We start from the raw sequence: 12,855 nt of genomic DNA, 5'->3' as shown, positions 1-12,855 counted from the left end.
ACATTACCGTCTGCTGTGAGGCAGAATCATCATAGAAGAGACTCCCAATGTCATGGTAATGGCTGAGGGGGTCTCTTCTTTTTACATAAAGAATGAAATAGGAGAGGAGTCATCCCATGAAAGCACCTAAACTGCAGGCCGGCGACGAAATCCGTATCATCTCCCCGTCCAATAGTCTCGGCATCATTGCACCGGAACAAATTGAGGCTTCTCTCAGACTGCTGGAGGGCTACGGCTTCAAGGTGTCATTTGCAGAGCACGCTTATGAAATGGATCAGTTCTCCTCGTCTTCAGTCCGCTCCAGGGTAGAGGATATTCATGAGGCTTTCCGTGATCCTGCGGTCAAAGGCATACTAACCACACTGGGAGGGCATAACGCCAACCAGCTGCTGCGGGAGCTTGATTACGGGCTGATTGCAGACAATCCCAAGCGTCTCTGCGGCTTCTCCGATATTACCGCGCTTAGCGGTGCCATTTACCGGAAGACTGGACTGATTACCTATTCAGGCCCCCACTTCTCCACCTTCGCCATGCGCCGCGGCAATGAATATACGGTCCGGCATTTTATCCGGATGATGATGGAGGATGAACCTGTCCTGGTGCAGCCTTCGGCACATTGGAGTGATGATGCGTGGTTCCTGGATCAGGAGAACAGGTGCTTTGAGCCGAGTGAAGGGCCATATACGATCTGTTCCGGTTCAGCAGAGGGCATCATTATCGGCGGCAATCTGTGTACGCTGAACCTGCTGCAGGGCACGGAATACATGCCAAGCCTGAAGGACGCCATTCTGTTTGTGGAGGATGATTTTGAATCGGGGCCGGAAGTCTTTGACCGTGATCTTCAGTCTCTGATTCATCAGCCGGGCTTTGAGCAGGTTAGAGGGCTCGTTATCGGCAGATTTCAGCGGGAATCCGGGGTAACAAGGGACATGCTGATTACAATCATTCAGAGCAAGAAGGAGCTGCTGCATCTTCCGGTCGCCGCTGACGTGAACTTCGGCCACACCTCACCGATATTTACTTTTCCTGTTGGAGGCCAGGCTAAGCTGACAGCAGCTGCGGACACTGTAGATTTGTTGATTTGGGAATAGCAGCAGAGCAAATGTATGCGGGGTGAACAACAATACAGCCGGACTTCCCACTATTTTCGTACAAAGGAAATCACTGTGCGGAGAAGGATAGAGAACGACAGGAAATTGCATTTTCTGCGCTGAAGTAAGTTACAAGGGTGGTCAGGTCATGGTAAACTGGGAGAAGAAAAAAAGGGGAGAGGAGTTTAACTTTTGCGCAACTACTTAGACTTACTTCAGGATGTACTGGATCACGGCACGGCAAAAAGCGACCGTACAGGAACAGGCACCATATCCGTGTTCGGGCGTCAGCTCCGCTTCAATCTGTCCGAGGGCTTTCCGCTGGTTACGACCAAGCGCATTCATCTGAAATCCGTTGTTCATGAGCTCCTGTGGTTTTTGAAGGGAGATACCAATATCTCTTATCTGAAAGAAAACGGTGTGTCGATCTGGGATGAATGGGCAGATGAGAACGGTGAACTGGGACCGGTCTACGGCTCGCAGTGGCGTGCCTGGGAGAGCAGTGACGGCCGGCATATTGACCAGATCGCTGCGGTTATTGACTCCATTAAGAACAATCCGGATTCCCGCCGTCATATTGTAAGCGCGTGGAATGTAGGGGAGATAGAGCAGATGAAGCTTCCGCCCTGCCACTTTGTGTTCCAGTTCTATGTGGCTGACGGCAAGCTGAGCTGTATGCTGACTATGCGTTCAGTGGATACATTTTTGGGCCTGCCTTTTAACATTGCAAGTTATGCTCTGCTTACCCATATGGTTGCCCAGCAGACGGGCTATGAGGTGGGAGACTTCATCTGGTCCGGAGGCGATGTGCACATTTATACAAATCATCTGGAGCAGGTGGCCACCCAGCTGTCCAGAGAACCGCATCCGCTGCCTAAGCTGAACATCCTCAGAAAGCCGGAGAGTATTTTTGATTATACATTTGAAGACTTTGAGTTTGAAGGGTATGTGTATCACCCGGGGATTAAAGCACCGGTTGCCATTTAATCTTTCCGGGACATGATGATTCTTGGAAAAGGAGGGCATAAATATGAGTATCACTATGATTTGGGCGATGGCGGAGAATGATGTGATCGGCAAAGATAATGAAATGCCTTGGCATCTGCCGCTGGATTTTGCCTATTTTAAAGAACAGACGCTGGGCAAAAGGATGCTGATGGGCCGCAAAACCTGGGAATCGCTCGGCAGCAAGCCGCTCAAGGGCAGAACGAGCATCGTAATAACAAGGGATACCGGCTTTGCCCCTGAGGGAGCAGAAGTGATTCATTCACTGGAGGAAGCAGTCGCTGAAGGGCGCAAGGACGGTGAGCTGATGATTATCGGCGGAGCTGAAATCTACGGGATGATGCTTCCCTATGCGGATAAGCTGCTAGTGACCCGGATTCATGAGCAATTTGCCGGAGAGACGAAATTTCCGGAGGTCGGCTGGGAAGAATGGAAAGAGATCTCATGCATTCAGGGAATTCGTAATGAGCAGAACCCGTATGATTACCGTTTTTACGTCTATGAACGTACGCTTTAACGAAAAAGCGTTTTCTCTGACACAACATGTGAAATAGTACAAAGAATCAGCAGATTAATCCATTACAGTGCGAAAGTATTGAATGCTACTATAGTTAAAATTAGAATTGCTAAACTTAAAAATAGTATAGAATGTGCAGGTACTTCATTGCGCTGAATCGACACGAATCTGCCGCAGTATGCTACAATGTACTATACATCAACACGAAGAGAACGGATGGGGGAAACGTAAATATGTCTACACCTACTGGATTTATGGAGTATAAGCGGCAGCTCCCAGGTGACCGGGATCCTGAGCAGCGCATTAAAGACTGGGAAGAATTTCACCATCACCTTACCGAGGATGAGCTACGCACACAGGGTGCGCGCTGCATGGACTGCGGAACCCCCTATTGCCATACCGGCATTGATATGACCGGCGGTACATCTGGCTGCCCGGTGCACAACCTGATTCCCGAGTGGAACAATCTGGTCTACCGCGGGCTGTGGAAGGAAGCGCTGGAGCGTCTGCACAAGACGAACAATTTCCCGGAATTTACAGGCAGCATCTGTCCTGCACCCTGCGAAGGCTCTTGTACCGTTGGTCTGATCGGCCAGCCGGTTACGATCAAGACCATCGAGCTTGCTATCGTCGATAAAGGCTTTGAAGAAGGCTGGGTTGTCCCTAATCCGCCTGAGAAGCGTACCGGTAAAAGAGTGGCTGTTGTCGGCTCCGGGCCTGCCGGGCTTGCCGCTGCAGCGCAGCTTAACAAAGCCGGACATACAGTAACCGTATTTGAACGCAGTGACCGCGTCGGCGGTTTGTTGACATATGGCATTCCAACAATGAAGCTGGATAAGCGTGTCGTTCAACGCCGGGTGGATCTGCTGGCTGCTGAAGGCATCACCTTTGTTGTGAACACCGAGATCGGCAAAGATATCCCCACACAGCAGCTCGTTGATGAGTATGATGCTGTAGTACTGTGCGGAGGAGCAACCAAAGCACGCCGGTTCAATGTCGAGGGCAGCGAACTTAACGGTGTAATGTACGCAATGGATTACCTGACCGGAACAATCAAGAGCTACTTGAACTCGAATCTGGAGGATGGCAACTACGTCTCAGCGGCAGGTAAAGATGTTGTCGTACTCGGCGGCGGGGATACCGGCTCCGACTGTGTAGCAACCTCCCTGCGCCACGGCTGTAAGAGCATTACCCAGTTCGGCACGCATGACAAAGCGCCGCTTGAGCGTGATCCGATTGCCAATCCTTGGCCGCAGTTCCCGAATGTGTATACCCTTGACTATGCACAGCAGGAAGCCAAAGCTATCTTTGGTGACGATCCGCGTGAATTCTCCATTATGACAACCAAGTTTGTCGGTGATGAGGAGGGCAACCTGAAGGAGCTGCACACGGTGCAAATCCGCCGTATGGTGGACGAAACCGGCCGCAAGATTTACCAGCCTGTACCGGGAACAGAAGCAGTTTATCCGGCTCAGCTTGCGCTGATCGCGATTGGCTTCGACGGACCTGAGCAGGATATCATTCAGGAGCTGAACCTCGACACAGACCGCCGCAGTAACGTTAAGGCCCGTTACGGCAAATTCAATACAAATGTTGATAAAGTCTTCGCTGCAGGCGATATGCGCCGCGGACAGAGCCTGGTAGTCTGGGCGATCAATGAAGGCCGCGCAGCTGCCCGCGAAGTTGATAAATATCTGATGGGATCCACCGTTCTCGTCTAACCTCTCTTGCTCTGAGTATACAATCCGTCCTTCCGGCATTCGCTGGTGGGGCGGTTTTTGTTTTTGCAGTATAAAAAGGATGCCATCACATAGTGTGAGGCATCCTTTTACCATTGCAGCCTTCGTACGGGCGTAAGGCTTAGTCTTCCAGCTTGAAGCGCTCGATCTTAACCTGCAGGGCTGAAGCCATCTTGGACAGCTCGCCTGAGGAGGCAGTTATCTCATCCATGGATGCAAGCTGCTCCTCTGTAGCTGCCGTCACACTCTGGAATGCATCTGAGGTGTTGCGTGCAATATTGGAGATCTCAACAACCGAAGCGGCAACCTCTTCAGCTCCGGCTGACATCTGCTCCGTAACGGCGGAAATATCATGAATCTGGCCGTTGATTTTGGCGGCAGACTGTTCAATATTCGCAAATGCCGCTTTTGCTTCTTCTGTAACCTGAATTCCCAGATCCACATCGGCTGATACCCGGGTATGGATAGTCTCATAGGTCTGATCAATCAGGACGGTCATCTGTTCAATGGTATCTTGGATATTACCGGCCGTTGTCTTAGACTGGTCAGCCAGCTTACGCACTTCAGTTGCCACTACGGCGAAGCCACGGCCATGCTCTCCGGCGCGGGCAGCCTCAATCCCGGCATTCAGCGACAGCAGATTGGTCTGTGCGGCAATATTTGAAATCGCACTGCTCATTGCGGAGACCTGCGAATTCAGGCCGTTCAACTGGCCGATCAGCTCTGATGAGAGGTGGGTGGACTCACGGATTGCATCCATCTGCCGGCTGACCTGATTAATCTTCTCACTGCCGCTGTGGACATCTGCTTCCGTATCTGCCGAGGAGCTGACGATGGAAGACGCTGCTTCGGCAATTTTTTGAATGCCGGAAGACATTTCCTCCATCGCGCGCGACGTCTCAACCATGGCCGCGGACTGTGTCTCGGCTCCGGCAGATGAATCCTCGACCATCCGGGCCACATAAGCTGTAGCTGTAGCATTCTCTTCAGTCGTGGCGGTCAGCTGCTGGCTGGATGCAGCTAATAGTCCGGAGGTTTCGGAGATATCAGTGACAATGTTGCGCAGTGACTCTACCATAAGGTTATAATTTTTGGCCAGATCACCGATCTCATCGGCACGGTCTACGGTAATCTGTTCATTCAGATATCCTTCGCTGACGCGGCGGGCAGAACGGTTGAGCCTGATGATAGGACGCGAAATTGCTCTGACCACGAAGTACATCAGAAAGAGTGCGACTACCAGTGCACAGCCCAGGACGATTAACCCGTTAAATAATACAGGGAGTGAAGCGTCAGAAAATTCTTTGGTTTTGATGACACCTACCACAGTGAAGCCTGTTTCAGGATCAGTCATATAATAGCCGCTCATATCAAGCCCGGTATCAGGATTGGTGTAAGCCAGTTTTCCCTTGCCGCTGGCCAGCAGCTCAGCGACGTAAGGAGCGATATCCTCACCGGCTTTTTTAAGCGGATGGGATACAAATTTATTATTCCGGTCTACAACATAGTAATAGCCTTCTTTGCCAAGCTTATTTTTACTGATCCGGTCGCTTAATGCCTTCAGATTAAAGGTAGTGGCGATGGCACCCTTTCCGTCCTGGAGTGTTTTGGAGATGAACAGGGTATAGTTGCCGGTTGTCATGGATATTGTCGGATCGGTAAGGGTAACTTTACCGGGATTACCAAGTGCTGCGGTGTACCAGTCGCGGGTGCGGGGATCATAATCCTGCGGGCCCGGGTCCGGTGCTTTCATCCAGGCTCCGCTCTCGTTGCCGGCGACAAAGAGTTCAAGCTCTGGATGCTCTTTTATAAATAATTCTATAAGTGTACGTGTAGCAGGGGTTTTATTATCCAGATTGGCAGAGGTCAGCTGCTGGCTGAGCTGTGAGACATTCTGTTTGGCGGCAGCAACTGATTCGCTAATGCCTTCTGCCAGCAGGTCTACGCTAGTGTGCATGGATTCCTGCATTCTGAACTCCAGCTGCTTACTGGAGCTGGTGTAAGAAAAGTAGCTTACCAGCACAACTGGAATAACCAGCATTACGGTAAAGATCAACAGCATTTTCCTCTGCAGTGAACGGGATGTGAGATTGTAAACAGCATTTTTGATTTTTGTGAACATGGCTATGACTCCCCCTTGGATGCATATGCATAGAGGCTTGACCAGCAGGCAGCTTCCTCTTGAAATGCTCTATTCATTATTTCGGTTTATTTTCAAAAAAAATTCATATGTAAGTGCGTTTACAGGAAACATTTAATTTACAAACCGTATGAAAAGGTGTAAGCGTATACAAGAAAAGACGTGAAACGTTATAGATTATGGCCATTTCATGACGGGCTTGACGCAATTTGTTGCTTAGTATACTGTTAATAACAATTCAATAACGCAGCAGCGTTGACCAAGGATCTGCATTCCTGAATATCGCTAGAACAGAGAGAGGATTCACCGGCTGAAAGGTCCTCCGAACCGCGACGGGAGCGCACCCTGCCTTGAAAGCTGCAGCAGTGAAGGTTAACCTTTATTTGCTGCCGGCTCCGGCCGTTATCCGGATAGAGGATTTCCCGGCTTTTTGCGGGGAGTCGAAACAGGGTGGTAACACGACGCATTCGTCCCTGACGAATGCGTCTTTTTTGTGTTTCGGCAGATTTCCGGGATTATTAATGTTGTCGCAACTTATCAGAGGAGATGATTCTTAATGCGTCAAAGCCAACTGTTACTTACCACACTGCGAGATGCGCCGGCGGAAGCGGAAACGGCCAGCCACAGGCTGCTGCTGCGTGCCGGATATATCCGTATGCTCGCTTCAGGAATATACAGCTATTTACCGCTGGGCCGCAGGGTGCTGCGCAGGATCGAGCATATTATCCGTGAGGAAATGGACGGTGCCGGAGCCCAGGAGGTCCTGCTTCCGTCCCTGCTGCCTGCCGAGCTCTGGAAAGAGTCCGGCCGCTTTGAGCCTTACGGTAAAGACCTGATGACCATGCTGGACCGCCATGACCGCCAATTTGTACTCGGACCTACTCATGAGGAGGCTATAACCGCGCTGGTCCGGGGAGAAATCAGCTCTTACCGGAAGCTGCCGGTTACGCTGTACCAGATTCAGACCAAGTTCCGTGATGAGCTCCGTCCGCGTTCAGGTCTCCTGCGGGGAAGAGAGTTCCTGATGAAGGATGCTTATTCCTTTGATGCAGACTGGGCAGGTCTTGATGATGCTTACAGCCGTATATTCAAAGCGTATGAGCGCATCTTTACCCGCTGCGGGCTGAATTTCAAGTCTGTACAGGCGAATGCAGGGGCAATGGGCGGTGAAGGCGGAAATCATGAGTTTATGGCTTTAGCGGACATAGGTGAAGATACGCTTGCTGTGTGCACCAGCTGTGATTATGCTGCTAATCTGGAGGAAGCCGAGGGTGGCACAGCAGGGAATCTTACCGGTTCGGATCAGACAGACCAGCCTGCAGCAGAAAGATTCCATACACCGGGTATACGGACCATCGGCCAGCTGGAGCAGGAGCTGCAGATCGCACCGCACCGTATTATCAAGACGCTGATTTACAGCGGCGGGGGCAGCCTTTTTGCCGTGCTGGTCCGCGGCGACCATGAGGTGAATGAACTTAAGCTGGCTGCTGCAGCGGGCATTGATGAAATAAGCCTTGCTGATTATGAAGCGGTTCAGGAAGGAGCAGGTGTAGAAAGCGGTTATGTCGGACCTGTCGGCCTAAAGTTGCCGTTAATTATTGACAAGGCGGTTGCAGCAATGAATGGCGGAGTTGCCGGTGCCGGGGAAAAGGATTACCACCTGCGGCATGTTGTGCCTGGGCGTGATTTCGAGCTGAAGCATATAGCGGATATAAGAAATGCTTCCGAGGGTGAGACTTGTCCAAAATGCGGAACGGGCGTATACAAGTTTCATAAAGGAATTGAAATCGGCCATGTCTTCAAGCTGGGCACCCGTTACAGCGAGAAGCTCGGCGCCGTCTATCTGGATGCTTCCGGCAGCAGCAAGCCGATCATTATGGGCTGCTACGGTATCGGCGTCTCCCGCCTGATGGCCGCAATAGCTGAACAGAGCCATGATGAGGAAGGTCTGCTCTGGCCGTCTGCACTGGCACCCTACCAGGTGCATATTCTGCAGCTGTCCGCCAAGGATCAGGAGCAGTCTCTGCTTGCTGAAGCGTTATACGGGGAGCTGGGCGGGCTGGGTATTGAAGCCTTGCTGGATGACCGGGATGAACGGGCTGGCGTGAAGTTCAAAGATGCCGGACTGATCGGCATTCCGGTTGTGCTGGTAATCGGCAAAGCTGCCGGTGAAGGGAAGGTAGAGTTCTGGGACCGGAAAAGCGGTACGAAAGAGATTGTCAGCAGCGCAGAGGCTGTATCCAGGGTGCGGGGTAAATTGAACAACCTTTGATCCCCGTAAAGGATAAGCTGGTACTTTCGTTATGTCCTCCTGTATGACTAAGCAGCCCCGCCAATCAGCATCAGCCGATGAGCGGGGGGCTGCTTATCAGCATCACTTGGAGGGATCGATCAGCATGCTCATGCAGGGTTATTATATCTGGCCATTATATAGGTACTGTAATATTTTCCGTCTGACAGAATGCGATCCTGCTTCAGCAGACCTTCGATCTCAAAACCAAGGCTTTTATACAGCCGGACGGCAGGCTCATTCGTTTCCAGAACACCGCTTAGAATCATTTTGGTAATACCGTTAGAGTCAGCCCAATCTATAGAAGCTTTCAGCAGATTTCTCCCTATGCGGAATCCCCAGTATTCCTTAAGGACACCAACTCCGAATTCTACCTTATGCATAAACCGCTTCAGATCATTGCCCTCACATCTGGAATAGCCCAGGATTGAGCCGTTCATTTCCGCCACCAGGCATAGATTGCGCGGATGCTTCGTATCATTCTCAATAATCGCCTTAAACCCGTTCTCATCGATAAAAGCTTCCCCGGGAATCCGGTCCATATGCTCTGTTTCACCGTCAACCTGCAGTCTTAAGGCAGACAGCTTCTTTGCATCCTCAGGGATTGCAGAGCGGATTGTGTAGTGAAGACCCTTTACCTGAAATTCTTGCCGGTTAATAATCATAGTACGTTCCCTTCTTCCTGTTTTTGAGCTCTTTCTCCACTATAATCCAAAGACTTCTTTCTATTCAATGATCATACAAGATTAATAGCAGGTAATTATTTTGGCAAAATGGTATAATAAAAAATCTGGATGCATTTTGGAACAATGAAGGGTAAGGAGCGATTTTTTTTGAAAACACTCATTATTGCGGAAAAACCGGACATGGGGCGGAATATCGCCGCCGCAATAGAACCGAAGGCCAAAAATCACCGTTCCTATCTGGAAGGGGATCAATACATCATTACCTGGGCAATCGGGCATCTTATCGGGCTCGCAGAGCCGGATGCTTATGATGTCAAATACAAAAAGTGGAATATTAACGACCTGCCGATCATTCCTGAACAATTCAAGCTGGTGCCCAATGCCCGTACCATTGACCAACTGAAGGTAATTGGCGAGCTGGCAAAACGCAGCAATCTGCTGGTCAATTCCTGTGACGCTGGGCGGGAGGGGCAGCATATTTTCTCACTGATCCAGCGGCATCTAAAGCTAAACCAGCCTGTAAAGCGGCTGTGGATATCAGACCTGACGCCGGAGACGATCCGCAAAGGCTTTCAGGAGCTGAAGGACGGCTCGGAATATGAGAATCTGACCAAAGCGGCCCGGGCACGCAGCGAGGCGGATTGGCTGATCGGGATGAACGGCTCCCGCGCTTTTACTACGAAGCATAATGTACTGCTGTCAGTTGGACGGGTGCAGACGCCTGTGCTGGCGCTGATCTATGACCGGCAAAAAACGATTGAGGCGTTTTCGTCGCTGAAGTTTTTTGAGGTGGAGGGTCATTTTGCCCAGAATGAGGTTGTCTATAAAGGCATGTGGCAGGGGGACCGCCTGACCGACAAGCAGAAGGCTGACGCGCTGGCCCTTAAGGTCAAGGGAAAACCCGGCCGGATCGCCTCCTATGAGGTTAAGGATACGAAGGAGTATCCGAACAAGCTGTATGATCTGACTCTGCTGCAGCGTGAGGCGAACGGGAAGTACGCTTTCTCCGCTAAAAAAACACTGGATATCGCCCAGGCGCTCTATGAGAAGCACAAGGTTATATCCTATCCGCGGACGAACTCCAACTATGTTACCGAGCAGAATATTCCGGAGATGCACAAGACGCTGAACGCGCTGCAGGGCACCTCCTACGATGAGCTGGTCAAAGGTGCGAACCGCAGCCTGGTCCATAAAGGAAATAAATTTGTCTGCAATCCGTCAAAGGTAGAGGATCACCATGCGATTCTGCCGACAAACCGCAAGGCATCGGGGCTGAGTGCAGATGAAGCAAAGCTGTACGATCTGATTGTGCGCCGTTTCCTGTCGCAGTTCTATCCGCCCGCCGAGTATAAGGTGCATACCGTTCTAACGGAGGTGGAGGGCGAGACCTTTAAGACTACGGTCAAGGAGCTGCTGAGTCTGGGCTGGAAGGTGATCTATGCCGACCAGAAGAAGGATAAGGCGAAGCCGGCCAAAGGAAAAGGCAAGGACGAGGAGGAGGAAGAGGAGATTGAGGTGAATGAGCCGTTCTCCGTCTCCCCTGCGGATGAAGTGCTGTGCAGCGATGCGGTGGTCAAAGAGAAGGATACGCAGCCGCCCAAGCATTACACCGAAGGCACCCTGCTCAAAGCAATGGAAAGCGCGGGCAAGCAGATTGAGGACGAGGAGCTGCGCGATGTCATGAAGGATTCCGGGCTCGGCACGCCGGCTACCCGTGCAGCAACCATTGAGCGGCTGAAAAATGTCGGTTATGTGGAAATGCAGGGCAAAAAGATAGCGATTACCCAGAAGGGGCGGACAGCGATCGAATTGATCCGCGGAGCGGGCATCGAGCTGCTGACCTCACCGGAGATGACCGGGCAATGGGAGCGGCGGCTTAATGAAATTGCCCGGGGCACGGCGGCGGACGGGCAGTTCATGGAGAACGTCAAGCGCTTCGCTTCCATGATCGTCGACAAGGTGAAGGTCCAGTCCCGCGCGGCCAAAACCTCCTTTGAAGGCGAAACGCCTTCTGTCCGGGCCGGCTCTAAAAGCCGGAGCAGCGGGGCAGCATCTAAGGAAGCCGCGGACAAGCCGGCCGCTACACGCAAGCGCAGCAGTGCCGGAGACGGTGGAGCCGGCGCCAAGCCAGCCGCTGCAAGAACAGCCAAGCCTGCAGAGCAGGGGAGCGGCGGGCCGAAGATTATCGGCAGCTGCCCGCGTCCCGGCTGCGGCGGCACCATCTTCATGGGCCGCAAGGGCTACGGCTGCTCCCATTACAAAGAGGGCTGCAAGTTCGTGATTTGGAAGGAAACTCACGGCCGGATACTGACGGACACCCAGGTTAAGGCGCTGATCGAGAAGGGGAAGACCGGTAAGCTCAAGCTGGCTGACGAGGACGGAGCGCCGCTTGAAGGCAAGCTGGTACTGGCTAATGCAGATACCGGGCAGCTCAGTGTAGAATAATCCCGCCCTTCCAGGGTCGACGGGAAGACAAGCAAAAAAAGAGGATGCAGCCATGCCGCAGTAGATCCGGCACGTTGCATTCTCTTTTTTTACAGGAACAAACCGTTATTTCGCTGCCTCAGCCAGACTGCTCTCGATCGCAGCCGTCAGTCCCTCATAGGAGGAATCAGGCAGGAGGACACCGTTCACCATAAACTTAGGGGTGCCGTTAACTCCGTATGCCCCGGCGATTTTGAAATCCTCTTTAACGTCGAACATGTAGGTGTGGTTCTTCACATCCTGCTCGAACAAGGCGTAATCGATGCCTTCAATGTTCTCTTTGACGAAGTTAAGGATAAATTTCTGGGTGGCCCAGATGGTGCTCTCGTCGCCCTGATTGGCGTACAGCTTATGAACATATTCCCAGAACTTCTCGTTGCTCTGCTTATAGATCGCTTCTCCGGCACTGGCTGCCAGGTAGGAGTCACGGTCAATAAAAGCGAAGTTCATGAAATAGAGCTCAGCCTTTCCGGTATCTGCATAGTCTTTGATGAAGTTATCCAGATTAGCCTCTGTCCATCTCTTGCAGGCGGGGCATTTGAAATCGGCGAACTCAATGACCTTGACTTTGGCCTCAGGACTGCCCAGACGCGGCTGCTTCTCATATTTCAGGCCGTCAACCACAATCGTACCCTTCACATCCGTATAGTTAGGCAGACCCTCGAGTACATCTGCCTCTTTGGAGCTGCCGTCCGTGATAACGTAGATAAGTACGACTGCCAGAATGACTGCGATGATGCCAAGCAGCATGGGCAGCAGACGGGAGCCGGCTTTGTTCCGGACAGACTGCTTATTCGGTGTGCGGTTAGGACTTGCTTGCTTGTTCATTCCTACCTCCTGAATGAGTTTGAAAATCTACTCAAACAGTATAAATGTAACCTGTGCAGTATGCCTATGGCATTT

The 12,855-nt window shown here is 51.6% G+C and carries 9 protein-coding genes; 6 read left to right on the top strand and 3 right to left on the bottom strand.

Going from position 1 to position 12,855, the window contains the following annotated elements; genetic code table 11:
• Positions 1-116: 116 nt before the first annotated feature.
• From R70331_RS16450 to R70331_RS16435, 4 genes are all read left to right on the top strand, one after another.
• Complete coding sequence (locus R70331_RS16450) at positions 117-1,091, top strand: S66 peptidase family protein (protein ID WP_042177290.1); 975 nt, start codon at positions 117-119, stop codon at positions 1,089-1,091.
• Positions 1,092-1,283: 192 nt separating this feature from the next.
• A complete protein-coding gene (gene thyA / locus R70331_RS16445; RefSeq protein WP_042177289.1) occupies positions 1,284-2,078 on the top strand; it encodes a thymidylate synthase in 795 nt (264 codons plus the stop codon).
• 43 nt (positions 2,079-2,121) lie between these two features.
• The gene (locus R70331_RS16440; RefSeq protein WP_042177288.1) at positions 2,122-2,613 is read left to right on the top strand and encodes a dihydrofolate reductase; all 492 of its coding nucleotides are present in this window, start codon (positions 2,122-2,124) and stop codon (positions 2,611-2,613) included.
• A 233-nt stretch (positions 2,614-2,846) separates the two neighbouring features.
• Positions 2,847-4,334 carry a glutamate synthase subunit beta gene (locus tag R70331_RS16435; protein WP_042177287.1) on the top strand — a complete coding sequence of 496 codons (1,488 nt, stop codon included), beginning with the start codon at positions 2,847-2,849 and terminating at the stop codon, positions 4,332-4,334.
• Positions 4,335-4,473: 139 nt separating this feature from the next.
• Here R70331_RS16435 and R70331_RS16430 read toward each other — a convergent pair whose 3' ends face one another.
• Positions 4,474-6,474: a methyl-accepting chemotaxis protein gene (locus R70331_RS16430; RefSeq protein WP_042177286.1), complete on the bottom strand. Its 2,001-nt coding sequence runs from the start codon at positions 6,472-6,474 to the stop codon at positions 4,474-4,476.
• A 574-nt stretch (positions 6,475-7,048) separates the two neighbouring features.
• On the opposite strand from R70331_RS16430, the gene R70331_RS16425 reads away from it, so the two are divergent.
• Positions 7,049-8,764, top strand: a complete 1,716-nt coding sequence (locus tag R70331_RS16425; RefSeq protein WP_042177285.1) for a proline--tRNA ligase — start codon at positions 7,049-7,051, stop codon at positions 8,762-8,764.
• A gap of 128 nt (positions 8,765-8,892) precedes the next feature.
• Here R70331_RS16425 and R70331_RS16420 read toward each other — a convergent pair whose 3' ends face one another.
• Positions 8,893-9,447 carry a GNAT family N-acetyltransferase gene (locus R70331_RS16420; RefSeq protein WP_042177284.1) on the bottom strand — a complete coding sequence of 185 codons (555 nt, stop codon included), beginning with the start codon at positions 9,445-9,447 and terminating at the stop codon, positions 8,893-8,895.
• 168 nt (positions 9,448-9,615) lie between these two features.
• On the opposite strand from R70331_RS16420, the gene R70331_RS16415 reads away from it, so the two are divergent.
• The gene (locus R70331_RS16415) at positions 9,616-11,913 is read left to right on the top strand and encodes a type IA DNA topoisomerase (protein ID WP_042177283.1); all 2,298 of its coding nucleotides are present in this window, start codon (positions 9,616-9,618) and stop codon (positions 11,911-11,913) included.
• Positions 11,914-12,018: 105 nt separating this feature from the next.
• Here R70331_RS16415 and R70331_RS16410 read toward each other — a convergent pair whose 3' ends face one another.
• On the bottom strand, positions 12,019-12,780 hold the full coding sequence (locus R70331_RS16410) for a DsbA family protein (protein WP_042177282.1): 762 nt from the start codon (positions 12,778-12,780) through the stop codon (positions 12,019-12,021).
• Positions 12,781-12,855: the final 75 nt, after the last annotated feature.

It is taken from the genome of Paenibacillus sp. FSL R7-0331, assembly GCF_000758645.1.
GTDB classification, from domain to species: Bacteria; Bacillota; Bacilli; order Paenibacillales; family Paenibacillaceae; genus Paenibacillus_AQ; species Paenibacillus_AQ camerounensis.
Note: the sequence above shows the minus strand (reverse complement) of the source record. Positions and strands in the feature narration are given on the sequence as shown.

Excerpts from the sequence above, each read along its gene's own strand:
- R70331_RS16430 (WP_042177286.1), bottom strand. The coding sequence starts at position 6,474 with ATGTTCACAAAAATCAAAAATGCTGTTTACAATCTCACATCCCGTTCA.
- R70331_RS16440 (WP_042177288.1), top strand. The coding sequence starts at position 2,122 with ATGAGTATCACTATGATTTGGGCGATGGCGGAGAATGATGTGATCGGC.
- R70331_RS16420 (WP_042177284.1), bottom strand. The coding sequence starts at position 9,447 with ATGATTATTAACCGGCAAGAATTTCAGGTAAAGGGTCTTCACTACACA.
- R70331_RS16450 (WP_042177290.1), top strand. The coding sequence starts at position 117 with ATGAAAGCACCTAAACTGCAGGCCGGCGACGAAATCCGTATCATCTCC.
- R70331_RS16425 (WP_042177285.1), top strand. The coding sequence starts at position 7,049 with ATGCGTCAAAGCCAACTGTTACTTACCACACTGCGAGATGCGCCGGCG.
- R70331_RS16435 (WP_042177287.1), top strand. The coding sequence starts at position 2,847 with ATGTCTACACCTACTGGATTTATGGAGTATAAGCGGCAGCTCCCAGGT.
- R70331_RS16410 (WP_042177282.1), bottom strand. The coding sequence starts at position 12,780 with ATGAACAAGCAAGCAAGTCCTAACCGCACACCGAATAAGCAGTCTGTC.